This window comes from Actinoplanes teichomyceticus ATCC 31121, assembly GCF_003711105.1.
GTDB classification, from domain to species: Bacteria; Actinomycetota; Actinomycetes; order Mycobacteriales; family Micromonosporaceae; genus Actinoplanes; species Actinoplanes teichomyceticus.
The window spans coordinates 2546657-2564189 of record NZ_CP023865.1 but is presented as its reverse complement, the minus strand read 5'-3'; the positions used below and the strand labels follow the sequence as shown (position 1 = coordinate 2564189).

General features: G+C 72.1%; 12 protein-coding genes. 2 read left to right on the top strand and 10 right to left on the bottom strand.

Features of this window, described 5'->3' with window-relative positions:
• Positions 1–64 precede the first annotated feature (64 nt).
• On the top strand, positions 65–3145 hold the full coding sequence (locus ACTEI_RS11535) for an NACHT domain-containing protein (protein WP_145830857.1): 3081 nt from the start codon (positions 65–67) through the stop codon (positions 3143–3145).
• A 121-nt stretch (positions 3146–3266) separates the two neighbouring features.
• On the opposite strand, the gene ACTEI_RS11530 is transcribed toward ACTEI_RS11535, so the two are convergent.
• The 8 genes from ACTEI_RS11530 to ACTEI_RS11500 all read right to left on the bottom strand — a co-directional run bounded on the left by ACTEI_RS11530 (position 3267) and on the right by ACTEI_RS11500 (position 14288).
• Positions 3267–4133, bottom strand: coding sequence for an RNA polymerase sigma factor (locus ACTEI_RS11530; protein ID WP_164465915.1), 867 nt, complete (start codon positions 4131–4133; stop codon positions 3267–3269).
• On the bottom strand, positions 4117–4452 hold the full coding sequence (locus ACTEI_RS36895) for an antibiotic biosynthesis monooxygenase (RefSeq protein ID WP_164465914.1): 336 nt from the start codon (positions 4450–4452) through the stop codon (positions 4117–4119). The genes ACTEI_RS11530 and ACTEI_RS36895 overlap by 17 nt, the downstream gene beginning before the upstream one ends.
• A 187-nt stretch (positions 4453–4639) precedes the next feature.
• Positions 4640–6928 carry an alpha-xylosidase gene (gene yicI, locus ACTEI_RS11525; RefSeq protein ID WP_122977645.1) on the bottom strand — a complete coding sequence of 763 codons (2289 nt, stop codon included), beginning with the start codon at positions 6926–6928 and terminating at the stop codon, positions 4640–4642.
• 18 nt (positions 6929–6946) lie between these two features.
• Complete coding sequence (locus tag ACTEI_RS11520) at positions 6947–7825, bottom strand: carbohydrate ABC transporter permease (protein WP_122977644.1); 879 nt, start codon at positions 7823–7825, stop codon at positions 6947–6949.
• A 4-nt stretch (positions 7826–7829) separates the two neighbouring features.
• The gene (locus tag ACTEI_RS11515) at positions 7830–8729 is read right to left on the bottom strand and encodes a carbohydrate ABC transporter permease (RefSeq protein WP_122977643.1); all 900 of its coding nucleotides are present in this window, start codon (positions 8727–8729) and stop codon (positions 7830–7832) included.
• 61 nt (positions 8730–8790) lie between these two features.
• The gene (locus ACTEI_RS11510) at positions 8791–10092 is read right to left on the bottom strand and encodes an ABC transporter substrate-binding protein (RefSeq protein WP_122977642.1); all 1302 of its coding nucleotides are present in this window, start codon (positions 10090–10092) and stop codon (positions 8791–8793) included.
• Positions 10093–10232: 140 nt separating this feature from the next.
• On the bottom strand, positions 10233–11249 hold the full coding sequence (locus ACTEI_RS11505) for a LacI family DNA-binding transcriptional regulator (RefSeq protein WP_122977641.1): 1017 nt from the start codon (positions 11247–11249) through the stop codon (positions 10233–10235).
• Between the two features lie 129 nt (positions 11250–11378).
• Positions 11379–14288 carry a glycoside hydrolase family 3 protein gene (locus ACTEI_RS11500; protein ID WP_122977640.1) on the bottom strand — a complete coding sequence of 970 codons (2910 nt, stop codon included), beginning with the start codon at positions 14286–14288 and terminating at the stop codon, positions 11379–11381.
• Positions 14289–14533: 245 nt separating this feature from the next.
• Here ACTEI_RS11500 and ACTEI_RS11495 point away from each other — a divergent pair, with 245 nt between their 5' ends.
• On the top strand, positions 14534–15880 hold the full coding sequence (locus ACTEI_RS11495; RefSeq protein ID WP_122977639.1) for an FAD-dependent oxidoreductase: 1347 nt from the start codon (positions 14534–14536) through the stop codon (positions 15878–15880).
• A gap of 145 nt (positions 15881–16025) precedes the next feature.
• Here ACTEI_RS11495 and ACTEI_RS11490 read toward each other — a convergent pair whose 3' ends face one another.
• Together ACTEI_RS11490 and ACTEI_RS11485 are read right to left on the bottom strand one after the other, a co-directional pair.
• Positions 16026–16661, bottom strand: a complete 636-nt coding sequence (locus ACTEI_RS11490) for a CG0192-related protein (protein ID WP_122977638.1) — start codon at positions 16659–16661, stop codon at positions 16026–16028.
• Positions 16662–16966: 305 nt separating this feature from the next.
• Positions 16967–17488, bottom strand: coding sequence for a GNAT family N-acetyltransferase (locus ACTEI_RS11485; RefSeq protein WP_122977637.1), 522 nt, complete (start codon positions 17486–17488; stop codon positions 16967–16969).
• Positions 17489–17533 lie beyond the last annotated feature (45 nt).

The following is a 17533-nucleotide window of genomic DNA, read 5'->3' as shown; positions in this document are numbered from 1 at the left end:
CGGCCCCGGTCAAGGCGACACCGGCGCACCGGCCACGTGGCGATCACCGGCCATGATGGACGGCATGGCTCGGTCCCTCAGTTACGCGGACGCGGTCCGGCTGCTCGGCGGCCAGGAGAGCGCGGTCGTCCGCGCCATCGAGAAGCTCACCGGTGGCGCCCTGCTCGCCGCGACGCCGGCCGCGCCGGTGCTGCTCGGCCTGTTCGACGCGAAGGCCGAGCTGGCCCGCCTCAGCCACGACCTGGTCCGGGAGCTGTCCGAGCGGCGCAGCGGCCTGGCCCGCCACACCCGCACGCAGCGGCTGGAGGCGGCCCACGCGGTGCTCGTCGTCGCCGCCTTCTTCGAGGCGATGGAACAGGCCGGGCTGCCGTTCCGGTTCCGTGACCTGGAGCTGACCCGCCAGGAGCAGCAGTCGGTGGCCGCCGGCTCGTTCATCGAGCGGGTCGACGACGCGGTGCTGACGCTGCCCGCGCCCGCGGTGCCGCCGGAGGTCTTCGCGGACCTCCTGCAGGGTTACTACCGGGAGCTGGCGGCCTCGGTCCGCACCTTCGTCACCGGCCTGGCCGTCTGGGACCGGCTGACCGTCGGCCGGCGACGGCAGTTCTACGACGCGATGAGCAGCGTGCCACCCCGGGCGGTCACGCGCTACGAGGAGCTGTTCCGGCGGCTGGTGGCCGACTTCCCCGAGGTGGCCTGCTGGGCCAGCCGGCAGGAGCACCGGGCGACCCGGGCCGCGCTGGCCGGGCTGGAGGAGATGCTGCGCGACATCTCCACCGGCCGCGCGCCCGACGAGCGCCGGGAGAGCCTGGCCCGGGCCTACCGCGCCGAGCTGGGTCGCCGCATCGTGGAGTCCGGCGACATCCCGGACGGCATCCGGGTGCCCCCGCTCGGCGAGGGCTACCTGCCGCCGCGGTTCCGGGCCGCCGCCGTCTCGCCCGCCGACCGGGTCAGCGAGGAGTCCTGGTGGTCCGGCCGTCCGGTCCGCGACGACCTGCCGGAGTTCCTGATCGGCCACCTGACCGCGCCGCAGGCCGCACGCGCGCCGCTGCTGGTGCTCGGCCAGCCCGGCTCCGGCAAGTCGGTGCTCACCCGGATCCTGGCGGCGCGCCTGCCGGCCGCCGACTTCCTGCCGGTCCGGGTCGTCCTGCGCGACACACCCGCGGTCGACGACGTCCAGGAGCAGATCGAGCACGCGGTCCGGCAGGCCACCGGCGAGCGCGTCGAGTGGCCCGCGCTGGCCCGCTCGGCCGGTGACGCGATGCCGGTCGTCATGCTCGACGGCTTCGACGAGCTGCTGCAGGCGGTCGGGGTGAGCCAGACCGACTACCTGGTACGGGTGGCCCGGTTCCAGCGCCGCGAGGCCGAGCAGGGCCGGCCGCTCGCCGTGCTCGTCACCAGCCGGACCGCGGTGGCCGACCGGGCCCGCGCTCCGGAGGAGACGGTCGCGCTGCGCCTGGAGCCGTTCGACGACGAGCAGGTGGCCACCTGGCTGGACATCTGGAACCGGGGGAACGCCGCGAACCTCGCCGCGCGAGGGCTCCAGCCGCTCGCCGCGGAGACCGTGCTCGCCCACCGCGAGCTCGCCGCGCAGCCGCTGCTGCTGCTCATGCTCGCGCTCTACGACGCGGCCGGCAACGCGCTGCAGCGCTCCCCGGTCTCGCTGCGCCCGGACGAGCTCTACGAGCAGCTGCTGCGCAGCTTCGCGCTGCGGGAGATCACCAAGCACCGGCCCGGTCTCCCGGACCGGGAGCTGCGGGTGGCGGTGGAGCACGAGCTGCGGCGTCTGTCGGTGGTGGGGTTCGCGATGTTCAACCGGGCGACCCAGTGGGCCACCGAGTCCGATCTGGACCGGGACATCGCGGCGCTGCGGATCCGCGGGCCGCAGACCCCGCCCGCCGCGGCCGGTATGCGCTCGCCGCTGCAGGAGGCCGAGCTGACGCTGGGCCGGTTCTTCTTCATCCACCGGGCCCGGGCGGCCGGCGACGACCACCTCCAGACGTACGAGTTCCTGCACGCCACCTTCGGCGAGTTCCTGGTCGCCCGGCTCACCTGGCAGGCGCTGCTGGACGTGGCGGCCCGCGACGCCGCGTCGTCGATGTCGTTCACCCCCGCGCCCGCCGAGGACGACCTGCTGCGCGCGCTGCTGTCGTTCCAGCCGCTGAGCGTGCGGGCGCCGGTCATCGAGTTCCTGACCCACATGGCCGGGCCGATCGCCGACGACGCCCGGCAGCACCTGCGCGACCTGCTGTTGCGGCTGTACCGCGCGGTCAACCACACCCCGCCGGGCTCCCGGTACGCCGGCTACCGGCCGCTGAGCCCGAGCGAGCCGGCGCGCTACGCGACGTACGCCGCGAACCTGCTGCTGCTCAACCTGTGCGTGGGCGACGTGCGGGGCGGCGAGCTCTACCCGGAGCCGCCGGACCCGGTGGACGCCTGGCACGCCCAGGCCCTGCTGTGGCGTTCGCAGCTGGGCGTGGACGGGTGGACCAGCCTGGTCGACCTGGTGTCGCTGGAGCGCACCCGGCACGGCGACCGGCGCGACCTGCACCTGAGCCTGTACAACTCGCCGCGGGCCCCGGCCGTCGACCCGGCCTGGACCTTCGACCTGCGCCCGGAGGATCGCGGGCGGACCTTCGCCGTGCACGACCTGAGCCTGGAGCAGCTGCGCCGCAAGTCGTACTTCCAGTGCGCGGTGCTGGACGACATGGTGCAGCACGCCCTGGAGCCGCTGTCGGACCGGCTGGGTTTCACCGTCGACACGTTCGCCGCCGACGCGCAGGGGCGGACCCGGTCGGCGACGCACGTGCTCCTCGGCCTCTGGAGCGATCCGTCCGGCCCGGCCTACCTGGACGCCGCCCGGATCGCGGCGGCGAGTCGGCTCGGCTGGACCGGTGACGATCACCTCGCCTATGCGGACTCGGTGCTGAGCCGGCTGGGCGCCGACCCGGCGGCGCATCCCGAGGTCGCGGTCGGTGTCCTGGACCTGCTGCTGCAGAGCCCGCACGGGCGCGACACCGGTCTGGCGTCGGCGATCTGCGGCGCCGCCGCGCGCTTTCTCGGCCGCCACCCGGAGAGCGATCGGCGGCTGCGCCGGATCATCGAGAGCGCCCAGCGGGTCCAGGCCGGCGAGGACCGGCCCGGATGACCGGCGCGACCCGGTGGGTCCCGCCTCCGCAGCGGATCTGCGCAGGCGGGACAGAACCTTGGTGCGGGAACGACACGTACCGGCCGTTCGCCAGGGCCCGTGGGGGTCGCGACGGCGGAGTTCAGCCGGTCAAAGCTGGGCACGCCTGTTGCAGGGCCCGCCAGACGTCGCCCGGTGCGCGATAGTCCGGCCCGGACCGGTACGCCTCGGCGATGGCGGTGGCCAGATCCAGTTCGTGGGCGGCCGCGGCCAGAGTGCCGGCCGGTATCGGTGCGGTGGCACCGGGCAGGGTGCTGAACACGGGCCGGCGTGGGTCGAGGATGCCGTAGGCGATGCTGGAGTCGATCTGGCGGTCGCAGCGGCAGGGGTGTTCGGCGCGGACCAGCCCGCACCGGTCCGCGATGATCCCCCGCATGATCGTGCGAGCGCGAGCCAGCCGCTGACGGAACGCCGCACGGCTGATCTCCAGAGCCGCCGCTCCTTCGACATCGGGCAGACCGACCAGGTCACCGAGCAGGTACGCCAGTCGTAGCGGCCGGGACAGGGTCAGCAGCATGCCGTAGGTGCAGGCCAGGCGCACCTCGCCGGCGAGCAGCCGATACTCCGCCTCGTCGTGCCCGCCGGCGGATTCGGCGGCGAGGTTGTCGTCGATCCAGTCGGCGAACGGTTCGGGGCCGGCGACGCTGAGTTCCACCGGGCCCCGCACGGAACGCAGCAGATACCGCGAGGCGATCGTGTACACCCAGGTGGTCAGCTTCGACCGGCCCTCGAACTCGGCGAGATGCGTGATGACCAGGATGAGGATCTCCTGGGTGGCGTCGGCGGCGGCCTGCGGATCGGAGGAGAACCGCAGCGCCAGCCGATAGATCAGGTCCTGCAACTCCCGGCACAGCTGTTCCAAGGCGCGGGCCTCGCCTGCTACGGCCCGGCGGGCCAGACCTTCCAGGTCCGGCCCGCTCGCCCCATCGGTCTCAGGCAGCACGGTCACCTGCGAAGACGACCTCGGCGTGCTCCATGGACACGACCTCCTTGATGTACGCGAACGCATTCCGGCATGCGGCCACGTCGCCCACCAGCGCCGCTGCCTCGTCGGCCTGCGCGCGGCTGGCCCAGATGACCACGTCGAGCCACGTCCGCTCGTCCAGCCGGACCAGCCGCAGCGACTCGAAGCCGGAGAACCGCTCCCGCAGCGCGGCCAGCATGGCCGGCCGGGCGGCGAGCATGGCATCGACATCTTGCGGGTCGACCGTGAACCGCGCCAGCTCCATCGCCTTCGTCGCCTGCATCGTCTTTGCTCCTTCCGTCACCGGACCTTCCTGATGACACGTGATGAGAGACCCCTGACCGCCCGTCTGTGACATCCGGATCATGGTGAGCTGGGTAACACGAGACCGCGGTGAAGTGACCGCCAAGGGCACCGTCGCGGGTATCGGTGGCCGGGCTGTCCGCTACCCGCCCGGCCACCGATCCCGGCTGATCTACCCGCACCCCGCCCTACCGCGGCCGCGAGGCAGAACCGGAAGGGTTCCGCGAACCGCTGAGGGTGAGGGTGCAGCTGTCCTGGTCGGCGGCCAGCTCGGTGACCTCGTCACCCCGCCGCACGTTCCACGGCAGCGCCTCGCCGCTGCGGCCGATCCGCAGCTGGGCGCCCTCGCGGACGACCGTGAAGACGGTGTCGGCGCCGGACGGGCCGGGGACGACCACGGCCGTACGGCCCTCGGCGGGCGCGTACAACCGCAGCGTGACGCCGTCGCGGTAGTCGTAGTCCGGGCGGTCCTGCCGGGCGCCGACCGGGATCACCGCCCCCGGCCGGACCAGCAGCGGGACGCTGCGGAAGCCGTGCGTCTCGCGCACCCAGCCCGGGCCCTGCACGACCTCGCCGGTCAGGTAGCTCGTCCAGCGCCCGGCCGGGACGTAGTACCGCACGTCGCCACCGGCGTCGAAGACCGGCGCCACCAGCAGGTCGCCGCCGAGCATGTACTGCCGGTCCAGGTAGGCCACGGCCGGGTCGTCCGGGAACGCCACCGCCATCGGGCGCATCACCGGCAGCCCGGACAGGTGCGCCTCCCGGGCCGCGCCGTACAGGTACGGCATCAGCCGGTACTTCAGGTGCGTGAAGAAGCGGAGCACGTCCACCGCCTCCTCGTCGAAGTTCCACGGCACCCGGTACGACTTGCTGCCGTGCAACCGGCTGTGCGAGGAGAGCAGCCCGAACGCCACCCAGCGTTTGAAGACCACCGGGTCGGGCAGCCCCTCGAAGCCGCCGATGTCGTGGCTCCAGAAGCCGAAGCCGGACGACATCAGCGACAACCCGCCGCGCAGGCTCTCCGCCATCGAGGCGAAGTTGCCGGTGTTGTCGCCGCCCCAGTGGACCGGGAACTTCTGGCCGCCGACGGTGGCCGAGCGGGCGAACAGCACCGCCTCGCCTTCGCCGCGGCTGTCTCGCAGGACGTCGAAGACCACCTGGTTGTACAGCTGGGTGTAGTAGTTGTGCATCCGCTCCGGGTCGGAGCCGTCGTGCCAGACGATGCCGTCGACCGGGATGCGCTCGCCGAAGTCGGACTTGAACGCGTCGACGCCCATGTCGACCAGCGCCCGCAGTTTCGCCGCGTACCACTGCCGGGCCGCCGGGTTGGTGAAGTCGACCAGAGCCATGCCGGCCTGCCAGCGGTCCCACTGCCAGACGTCGCCGTCCACGGTCCTGACCAGGTAGCCGTTGTCGCGGCCCTCGGCGAACAGCGGCGACCGCTGCGCGATGTACGGGTTGATCCACAGGCATACCCGCAGCCCCCGGTCGGCGAGGCGTTTCAGCATCCCGGCCGGGTCCGGGAAGATCCGGGTGTCCCACTCGAAGTCGCACCAGTGGAACTCGCGCATCCAGAACGTGTCGAAGTGGAACACGCTCAGCGGCAGGTCCCGTTCGGCCATCCCGTCGATGAAGCTGTTCACCGTCTCCTCGTCGTAGGAGGTGGTGAACGACGTGGTCAGCCAGAGGCCGAAGGACCAGGCCGGCGGCAGCGCGGGCCGGCCGGTCAGCGCGGTGTACCTGCGGATCACGTCGGCCGGGGTGGGGCCGTGGATGACCAGGTACGACAGGCTCTGCCCGGCGACGCTGAACTGGGTGCGGGTGACCATCTCGGAGGCCACCTCGAAGGAGACCCGGCCGGGGTGGTCGACCAGCACGCCGTACCCGCCGCTGGTGAGGTAGAACGGGACGTTCTTGTACGCCTGCTCGCTGCTGGTGCCGCCGTCCTCGTTCCAGATGTCGATGCTCTGCCCGTTCTTGACCAGCGGGCCGAAGCGTTCGCCGAGGCCGTAGACGAGCTCGCCGACACCGAGGTCGAGCTGCTCGTGGACGAACGGTCCGTCCGGGCCGTCGACGATGCCGATGCCCTTCCAGCCGCTGCCGGTGATCCGCCGGCCGTCGGCGAGGAAGTCGAGGGCCCAGTCGTCGCCGGTGCTGACCCGCGCGGTCAGCGCGCCGGAGGTGAACGACGCCGCGTCGACGGTGACGTCCACGTCCTTCGCGGCGATCTCGAAGGCCGGGGTGCGGGGGCGCGCGCCCTGGAAGTGCTCGACGGTGACCCGGATGACGTCGGCCATCGGGGCGGTGAGGGTGACGGTGATCAGCGGCGCGTCCAGGGTGTCGCCCCGGTCGCGGATGCGTTTGGTGGCGGCGTAGACGGTCAGCGAGCCGGGTCCCGGGGTGCTGTCCTGGTAGTGCGCGGGGTGCAGCACGGTCAGGCCGTCGCGCTTGCGCCAGTAGCCGTCGGTGAACTTCATGGCAGTCCTTCTCCTGGGTCACTTGATGGCGCCGGCGGCGATGCCGCGCGTGAGGGTCCGCTGGAAGATCAGGAAGAAGACCATCGCCGGGGCGATGCCGATCAGCGCGGAGGCGCTGGTGGTCGTGGCGTCCATCATCCGGTCGCTCTGCAGCACGCCGAGCGCCACCGGGACGGTCTGGTTGTCGTTGGAGATCAGGAAGATCAGGGGCAGGAAGAACTCGTTCCACGTCCAGATGAAGAAGAACGTGAACAGCACCGCGAGGGTCGGCCGGCTGACCGGGACCACCACCCGCCACAGTGCCCGCCACTTCCCGGCGCCGTCCACCGAGGCGGCGTCCAGCAGTTCCCGGGGGAACTCGGTGTAGACCGAGGTGAGCAGGTAGGTGCCGAACGCGCTCTGGATGACGGTGAAGATGATGATGATCGAGAACAGGCTGTCGTAGAGGCCGATCTGCTTCGACAGGTAGTACAGCGGGTAGACCAGCACCTCCTGCGGCAGCAGGTTGGCGACCAGGAAGAAGACCAGGAACCAGGCACGGCCCCGGACCCGGCCGATGCCCAGCGCGTAGGCGTTGAGCACCGAGAGGACCACGCCCAGCACCGCCACCACCAGGCTGGTGATGAAGCTGTTGAGGAGTTTGAGCCCGAAGTCGACCCGGTTCCAGAAGTCGACGATGCCGTCCCAGTGCAGGTGGGTGGGCACCGACAGCGGGCCGTTGGACGCGTAGTCGGCCGGGCTCTTGACCGCGTTGACCGCGACGACCAGTAGCGGCGCGACCATCAGCAGCAGCAGGACGAGCAGGAGGGCCAGCACCAGGAAGCGGCCGGGGTGCCGCTCCCGCAAGGACGGCTTCGCCGGGGCGCGCGACGGGGTGCGCGTAGCGGTGACGGTCATGCGTTCAGCTCCGCTCGGCACGGTTCTGCAGCCGCAGGAAGACGACGGCGAGCACGACGATCAGGACGGTGAGCACCGTGGCGATCGCCGAGCCGTACCCGACCTGGGCCTTCTCGAAGAAGTTCTTGTACGCGAAGTAGGACGGCACCAACGTCGCGTTGCTCGGCCCGCCGCGGGTGAGCACGAAGATCTGCCCGAAGATCTTCAGCGAGGCGATGGTGGTGGTCACCAGCACCACGTACAGCTCCGGCCGGATCATCGCGACGGTGATCCTCCGGAACCGCTGCCACCAGGTGGCGCCGTCCAGGTCGGCCGCCTCGTACAGCTCCGGGTCGATGCGCTGCAGGCCGGACATGAACATGACCACCGGGTAGCCGAGCTGGAACCAGATCATCACGGCCATCACGCTGTACAGCGCGTACTTCGGGTCGCCGAGCCAGTTGCGGGTCAGCGAGCCGAGCCCGACCGCATCCATGATCTTGTTCAGCGCGCCGTAGCTCGGGTGCAGGATCCAGCCCCAGATGATGCCGGTGACCGCGACCGGCAGCACCTGCGGCAGGTAGTACCCGGAGCGCAGCACCGCGGCCCAGCGGTCGCCGAAGTGCTTGGCGACGTGGTCGAACAGCACCGCGGCCAGCACCAGGCCCAGCAGGGTAGGCACCACCGCCATCGCGACGATGAGCAGGATGATGTGCCCGAACGAGGCCCAGAAGTTGGCGTCGGCGAACAGCCGGGTGTAGTTGTCGGCACCGATCCAGCGAGGGCTGCCGATGCCGGTCCACCGGGTGAAGCTGATGTAGACGGTCATCACCAGCGGGACGACGATCACCGCGGTCGAGGCGATGATCCCGGGGATGAGGTAGAGCCCGTAACCGCGGCTGCGGGTGTTGCTGTTGCCGGCCATCCGGGGAGATCCTTTCCGCACCGGGCGCCGGCGGCGGGTCGCCCCGCCGCCCACGCCGGGGTCACTTGCCCAGGTCGGCCAGGTTCTCCTGGTACGGCTTGGCCACCTCGTCGAGGAACGCCTGCGGGGTCTTCGAGCCGTTGATCAGGCCCTGCACGCCGGCGACCATCACGTCGTAGTAGCCCGGGGCCGGCCAGTCCGGGTAGAACGCCAGGCCGTCCGCGGTGGAGATCTTGTTGAAGTTCTCGATCAGTTCCTTGTTCTTGGCGTCGGTGATCGCCGCCGGGTCGGCCGCGACCGGGACGCCGCCGCTGTTGCCGAGCAGGTTCTGCACCTCGCTCGACATGGTGATGTCGATAAAGTCGTACGCCAGGCTCTTGGCCTTGCTCTTCTCCGGGACCACCCAGAGGTTGCCGCTGGAGCCGGGGTGCAGGCTGTTGCCAGGGAACAGGAACGTGCCCCAGTCGAAGTTCTTGATCTCCTTGGCGAACCGGCCGTACCACCAGCTGCCGGAGATCAGGATCGGGAACCTGCCCTGTTCGAAGGAGACGCCCATGTCCTCGGCCTTGATGCCGGCCGCGTCCTTGCCGACGTAGCCCTTGCGCACCCAGTCGGCGAAGGTGGTCGCGCCGTGGCTGAGCACCGGGCCGGTGAAGTCGACCTTGTTCTTGTACAGCTGGTAGTCGTCGACGAAGGCGCGGTCGGCCCGGGACAGCGCCAGCTCGTAGAAGATCTGCTGGGCCGGGTACTCCGCGCCGCCGACGGCCAGCGGGGTGACCCTGTTCTTGACGAAGGTGTCCATCGCGGCGGTGAACTCGTCGAGTGTGGTCGGCACGGCGATCTGGTACCGGTCGAACATCGCCTTGTTGTAATAGACCATGACATATTCGCCGTAGTTGGGCACGCCGTAGAACTTGCCGCTGCCCATGATGCCGTCGTCGTCGTACTTGGCGGTGGTCTGCAGGCTGCCGCTGAGCTTGGCGTCCCAGCCGAACCTGGTGACCTGGTCGCTGAGGTCGGTCAGCAGGCCCTGCTTGGAGAGCAGGCCGGCGGTCGCGTTGCCCTTGTTGTACTCCAGGATGTCCGGCGCGCTGTCGGAGTTCAGGATCATCTGGGCGTTCTGCTGGATCTGTTCGAAGCTCTTCTCCTCGAACCTCACCTCGACGCCGGGATGCTTCTGCTTGAAGATCTCGATCGCCCGGTTCCAGGCGATGCCCATCGCGCTGGTCGGCCCCTCGTAGTGCCACAGGGTGAGGGACTTGGCGTCGGCGCCGGAGTCACCGCCGCCACCACAGGCGCCCAGGGCCAGCGAGGCGGTCGTCAGGATTGCCCCGGCCAGCAGACCGCGACGCGAAAAAGACATGTCGTCCTCCCAGGGGGACTGGGTCGAGGAGTGGGTGCAGCGGCGAAGGGGGTCGAAGCGCTTCGACAATCGCGCGGAAAATGTCGAAGCGCTTCGACAACGGCCTTGCCGCAGACGCTATGAAACCGGTGCTGGAGATGTCAACGGTGTGACGGCGCGATTTCGCGGCAGCTGCCCCGCTCGACCAGACCCGGTTCGAGCAGGCGGGTGAACTCCACCCGGCGGCCGTCCAGCAACCGCATCGCGGTCTCCACGGCCAGCGTGCCGACCTCGTGCGCCGGGATGTCGATCGAGGTCAGATCGACCGGCATACTGGTCGCCACGTCCCGCGGGCAGATCGCCACGACGGAGATGTCCTCCGGCACCCGCCGCCCGGCCGCGTGCAGCAGGTCCAGCAGCGGCCGCAGCGCCTCCTCGTTGTGCACCACCAGGGCGCTGAGCCCGGGCAGCTCGGTGTCGAGATCGGCCAGCGCGGCCCGGACCCCCTCGACGCCCGGCTCACACGGGTGGGTCGCGGTGCGTATCCCCAGGTCGGCCGAGGCCTGCAGGAAGCCGGCCAGGAACCGGTCGGCGTAGGTGGTCTGCCGCCGGTAGACCGCCGGGGACGGGCCGATCAGCCCGATCCGCCGGTGCCCGTGCCCGGCCAGATGCCGCAGCGCGGCTCCGGCCGCGGCCTCGAAGTCCAGGTCCACACAGGCGATGCCGGCATGGTCGGCGGGCAGGCCGATCAGCACCGACGGCTGCTTGAGCCGGCGGATGGCCGGCAGGCGCACGTCGTCGCGCTCGATGTCCATCAGGATCAGCGCGTCCACCATGGTGCTGTGCGCCACCCGCTCCAGCCCGGCGGTGCCCTCGTCCTTGGTCAGCAGCAGCACGTCGTGGTTGTGCGCGCGGGCCGCGGTCACCACGGCCGTGGCGAACTGCATGATGACCGGGACGTTGACGTCCACCCGCAGCGGCGCCACCAGGGCCAGCACGTTCGTCTTGCTGCTGGCCAGCGCCCGCGCCCCGGCGTGCGGGTGGAAGCCGAGCTCGGCGATCGCGGCCTGCACCCGGGCCCGGGTCTCGGCGGAGATCGGGCGGCGGCCGCTCAACACGTACGACACCGTGCTGGGCGACACACCGGCCGCCCGGGCGACGTCGTTGATCGTCGGCACAGCGCCTCCCCATGTACCCCGGCCCAAGACCGCTACCCCCCGCCGATCCTAGTCACCCGCGCCATCACGCCCCGCGCACGCAGGGTCGCGGCGGGGAGCCCGCTCCCATCCGGCTCCCCGCCGCGAGTCTCACCGGATGCTGAACGAGGCCACCCGCAGGCCCGGGCTCAGCACCAGACAGACGTCCCGGCGGCCGCTCACGGCCGACAACGGGGCGCGCGTCTCGACGTACGCATGGATCCCGCCGGTGTCACCCACCGTGGCCGTGCCGAGCAGCGGCCCGGTCGGCGAGCCCACCCGGACCTGCACCGTCCCGGCGCCCGCCGCCCGCACCGTCAGGGTCCGGCCGCCGCGCAGCGCCGCGTCACGGAAGGCGACCCAGTCGCCGGCGGCGGTCGCGCCGACCACCGTGCCGCTCGTCTTGCTCTCGTCCAGCAGGCGCACTCCGGAGTAGTCGTCGAAGGTCTCCGCCCGGGTCGGCACGGACAGGTCCCGCGCCGGGATCGTCTCGCCGCGCACCGCGCGGGTCGCGCGCTGCCGGATGTCGAGCGACGACGAGCCGACCAGGATGTCGTACACCGAGGTCTCGGTGACCCAGCGCTGCCGGGTGACGTCCCACCGGGCCAGATCCCGCGGCGTCAGCCGGAACGTGACGGTCGTGCTGCGCCCCGGCCGCAGCGACACCTTGCGGAAGGCGCGCAGCTGCTTGGCGGCCGTGACGTCCCGGGAGGCACGCTGGTGGGTATAGAGCTGCACGACCTCGGCCCCGGCCCGCCGGCCGGTGTTGGTCACGGTCACGCTGACCCGGTCACCGGCCACCCGCAGGTCGCGGTAGGCGAAGCTGGTGTACGACAGGCCGTGGCCGAACGGGTAGAGCGGCCGCGCGGCGCTGTACTGGTACGTCTGCCGGGTCTTGACGATGTCGTACCGGGTCAGGTCGGCCGGCAGGTCGGCGACCGACCGGTACCACGTCTGGGTCAGCCGCCCGGCCGGGTCGACGTCGCCGAAGAGCACGTCGGCCAGGGCGTTGCCGGTCTCCGCGCCGGCGTGCGTGGTCCAGACGATGCCCGGCACGTGTCGCTGCGCCCAGGTGATCGCCTCCGGGTAACCGCTCTGCAGCACCACGACGGTGTGCGGGTTGGCCGCCCGGACCGCCTCGATCAGCGCCTGCTGCCGGGCGCCGAGCGACAGGCCGGTACGGTCGTGCGCCTCCCGCCCGGCCACGAACGGGTCGGTCCCGACCACCACGACGGCGGCCTGCTTGCCCCGCGCGGCGGCGGCTGCCGCGGCCACGCCGTCGACCAGCACCTCCCTGGTGAAGCGCGCGGCCCCGGCGGCGGTCGCCGCGCCCAGCGCGAGCCGGCCGTCGGCGCCCACGGTCACGTACGTGTTCGCGCCGAACCAGCTCTCCTGCGTCTCGTACCCGGCGTAGTGCAGCACCACCGTGCCGTCCGGCTGCTTCTCCACCTTGAACTGTTGCTGGACGTACCAGCCGGTGGGCGCGTCGTCGCGGGTGACGAACGGGCCCCCGTCGTAGCCGAGGTACCTGCCGGTGGCGGCGTTGCGCAGGGTGGAGACCCCGTCGCCCCAGTCCACCGAGTCGAACTGGGCGGCGGCGTCGGCCGTGGTCGCGGTGGCGGCCACCGCCTGCGGGTCGGCGGCGCTCACGTAGCGGCCGGTGGCCACGTCCCTGAGCGCGATCCGGTCGGCGCCACCGGAGTACGTGGCGGCCGCGCGCCCGCCGATGCCGTCGAGGGCGGTCACCCGGTACGGCAGCTGTCCGCCGTACCAGTCGGTGTGGAGCGTGTCGGCGAGCGGGCCGACGACCGCGACCGAGCCGCCCGGGCGCAGCGGCAGCGCGTTCCCGCTGTTCTTCAGCAGCACCATGGATTCGGCCGCGGCCTGCCGGGCCAGCCGGCGATGTTCCGGGCTGTCCACGACCGACGGCGGGATGTCCGCGTACGGGCCGCCGTCCGGGTCGAACTCGCCGAGCCGGAACCGGATGCTCAGCGCATCGCCGACCGCGGTGTCCACCTGCCGCTCGGTGAGCAGCCCCCGGTCGAGGGCCTGCCGCAGCGCGGCGACGGTCGGCTCGCCGTCGATGTTGTCGACGGTGAAGCTGTCCAGTCCGGCCGCGACCACGGCGGCGTCCGCCTCGGCCTGGGTGGCGAAGTAGCCCTGCGAGCCGGTCAGGTTGGTCGGCGCCCACGCGTCGGTGATGTTGAACAGCCGCTGGTCGCTCCACCCGCGGACCAGGGTGGCCAGGTCCGGATCGACGGTGGCCGGGCGCCCGTTGATCAGGTTGTAGGAGGCCATCACCCCGGTCGCGGCGCCGGCCTGCAGCGGGATCCGGAACGGGGTGCGGTCGTACTCGTTGAGCACCCGCTGCGGCACGTCCGACGAGGTCTGGTCGCGCCGGGTCTCGTTGTTGTACGCCGCGTAGTGCTTGAGGGTGGGCGCGGTCTTCAGGTGCCGCGGGTCGTCGCCCTGCAGGCCCCGCCCGTACGCGGTGGCGATCGTCCCGGACAGCAGCGGGTCCTCCGAGTAGCCCTCCTCGTTGCGGCCCCAGCGCGGGTCGCGCAGCAGGTTGACCACCGGCGCCCACAGGTTCAGGCCCCACACCGTGGGGTCCTGCGCGTGCAGCCCGCGGGCCTCGTCGCCGACCGCCGCGCCGACCCGGCGCAGCAGCTCGGGGTCCCAGCTGCTGGCCAGGCCGACCGCCTGCGGGAAGACCGTCGCGGTCGCGTCGACCTTGGCGCCGCCGGCGTCGTGGTCGTTGGACCAGGCCACGCCGTGCAGGGCCTCGGTGCCGGTCTTGAACACCGCCAGGCCCAGCCGCGGGACGGCCGGCTGGTACTGGTGCAGCAGCGACAGCTTCTCCGGCAGGGTGAGCCGGCCGACCAGGTCGTCGATGCGGGCCTGGAGCGGAAGGGCCGGATCGCGGAACGGCAGCGGTTCGCCGGCGCGCGCGGCCCCGGGCGCGGGCGGCACGGCCAGCAGGGCGGCGGCGAGCAACGCCAGGCCGCGTCGTGCGGGCATGGTGGACCCCCCTCGGGCAGGCACGGTGAGCGGACCGGTCGGACTCCGGCCGGCGCCGGTGGTGATCATCCGGAGCGGACGACCACCACCGGGCCGGCCGGGACCCGGCTTCGGCGGCGGACGCGCCATCGAAGCGCTTCGACGTCGGTGGGGTCACCATAGATTCCGACCGATGCGTGAGGCAACACCTTGCGGAAATCTGCCGGTAATCGGCGCGCCGGACCGGGCACAATGGGCGAGTGCGAATGATCGTGATCGGCGGGGACGCGGCGGGCATGTCGGCGGCGGCTCAGGCGCGGCGCAGACGCGGACCGGACGAGCTGCAGATCGTGGCGTTCGAGATGGGGCGGTTCGTGTCGTACTCCGCCTGCGGCATCCCGTACTGGATCGGCGGGGTGGTCGACGGCCCGGACGCGTTGCTCGCCCGCACCCCCGAGCAGTTCCGCGAGCAGGGGATCGACGTACGCACCCGGCACGAGGTGACCGGCATCGACCTGGCCGCGCGCACGGTGACGGTGCGCGACCTCGACGGCGGCCGGGACCTGCGCGAGGACTTCGACGAGCTGGTCTACGCCACCGGCGCCACCCCGGTCCGCCCGGGCTGGGCGGCCACCGGCGCCGGCGGCGTCTTCGGCGTGCAGACCCTGGAGGACGGCAGCGCGCTGCGCGAGTGGCTGGACGCCGAGCAACCGCGCGACGCGGTGGTGATCGGCGCCGGCTACATCGGCGTCGAGATGGCCGAGGCACTGATCAATCGCGGTCTGCGGGTCACGCTGGTGGAGAAGGCCGAGCAACCGATGGGCACCGTCGACCCGGACATGGGGGCGCTGATCGCCGACTCGGTCCGCGGCCTCGGCATCGACCTGCGCACCGGCGTCACCGTCGAGGGCCTGGAGAGCTCCGGCGGCCGGGTCACCGCGGTGGCCACCGACGCCGGGCCGCTGCCGGCCGGGGTCGTGGTCATCGGCCTGGGGGTACGGCCGAACACCGCGCTGGCCGAGGCCGCCGGCATCCCCCTCGGACCCACCGGCGGCCTGCGCACCGACCTGCGGCAGAAGGTGACCGAGGGGGTGTGGGCGGCCGGCGACTGCACCGAGGTCCTGCACCGGGTCTCCGGACGGCCGGTGCACGTGCCCCTCGGCACGCACGCCAACAAGCAGGGCCGGGTGGCCGGGATCAACCTGGGCGGCGGGTACGCCACCTTCCCCGGGATCATCGGGACCGCGGTGACCAAGCTGTGCGACCTGGAGGTGGCCCGGACCGGGCTCAGCTCCCGGGAGGCCGGGCAGGCCGGTTTCCGGTACGTCACCGCGACGGTCGAGTCGACCAACCGGGCCGGCTACTTCCCCGGCGCCATCCCGATGACGGTCAAGGTGATCGCCGAGCGGGAGACCGGGGTGCTGCTGGGCGCGCAGATCGTCGGGCGCGCCGAGGCGGCGAAGCGGATCGACGCGTTCGCGGTCGCGCTCTGGAACCGGATGACGGTCAGCGAGATGACCGCGCTGGACCTGGGTTACGCCCCGCCGTACGCGCCGGTCTGGGATCCGATCCTGATCGCCGCGCGCAAGGCGGAGGAGCGGCTCAAGGGCTGAGCCTGCCGGGCGCGGCAGGCCGGTCACCGGGCCGGGTTCGCGGCGCGCGGGGACGGGCCGCAGCCCGCCAGGCGCGCGGGGACGGGCCGCAGCCCGCCAGGCGCGCGGGGACGGGCCGCAGCCCGCCGGGCGCGCGAGCCCGGCGTCAGCCGGCCAGGCGGGCGAGGACGACCGGGGTGTCCACGCCGGACCACCGGCCGGTCAGGACCGCGCCGGACCCGGTGTGCGGCGCGGACGGCGTGCGCACCAGGTGCAGGCTGCCGGACCGCGTGCCGATCACCGTCGGGTCGCCGTCGGTGACCTCGATGCCGCCGGCCCGGCCCGGGCCGGCCGCGCCGGTCCCCGGCCCGCCGCTGCCGCGCAGCAGCAGGCTCGGCTCGCGGACGACGACCCGGTCGTCCTCGACGAGCTTCTCGATGGCCTGAGCGCCGCCGGTCCGGATCACCTCGGCCAGCACCGCCGCGAAGACCGGGTCGCCGGCCGCGTCGTAGACCCAGCGGGTGCCCAGGACGCCGTGCTCGGTGGTGCCGACCAGGAACGCCCCGGCACCGGCCAGGGGCGCGCCCCGGTAGGTCAGCGGCACGTGCAGCACCGGCCCGTCCCCGGCCCGCACCAGCAGGACTTCGATCCCGACCGCTCCGGCCGGATCGTCGAACCGGGCCGCCGCGACCCGGCTCAGTCCGGCGTCCCGGGGGCCGGCGAACCAGCTCCGGTACGGCAGCCAGCCGCCGAGCAGCTCCAGTTTGGTGGGGCGGATCTCCGCCCGGTGCAGCAGCGCCATGCGCCTCACCCTAGAGCCCGGCGCGTTCGCGGGCGCTATCCAGGAGGGCGCTCCCGAACTGTTCGGGTTGATCTGGATGTCGGACCCGGTCGGAGATCGTTCTGCGGATTCGCGGTAGATAGTGGTCACTCGATGGCGTGAAGGACGAATTCCGGTAATGCGTGCCCGCCGCAACGTCCGCGACCAACGCCTCCCCGCACACTCCGAAAGCCCACATCACCCGGGCGACCATCACCCTCATCGCCCGCCCGGCAACTCGGGGCGGGAGCCACCAGGCCGCACCGCCCGAGCCCATCGCCGCCTGATCAGAGTGTGATCCAGTAGCGGCGGAGCGGGCCGGTTCCGTTGTCCCTGACGCCCTCGAAGACTCCCCCACCGTGCTCGATCGTCTTGATCGACGCGGCATTGTCGACCGCGCAGACGGCCAGAATCCGGTCCAAGCCCCACGCTCGAGCCTCGTTGAGCATTCGACCCAATGCCCACGTGGCGAGCCCGCGTCGCCGCGCGGAGGGCCGGATGCCGTAACCGACGTGTCCGGCCCATGACACGTAGTCGTCATCGCCGTCTCGCAGCGCGATCCCGCCGAGCACCCGATCACCGTCGACGATCCAGCGGTACGTGCAGCGGTGTCTGCCGACGTCGATCGTCTCGGCGGGATCCGATTGCTTCGCCAGCCGTGCCAGCCAGGCGGCGAAGCCGGCTGGTGTGCCAACGTCGTCAGACTGGCCCAGTCCGAAGCCGTCCTCGTGCGGCCCCGCGCCCCACTCCGCATGAGCCTCGAGCCAGGCCCGGTGCAGACGGACGGAAGGCGCGATCAACTCAGGCATCCGACGACGATAGCCCTCGGCGCACTCGTTCATTTGCTTCGTGGC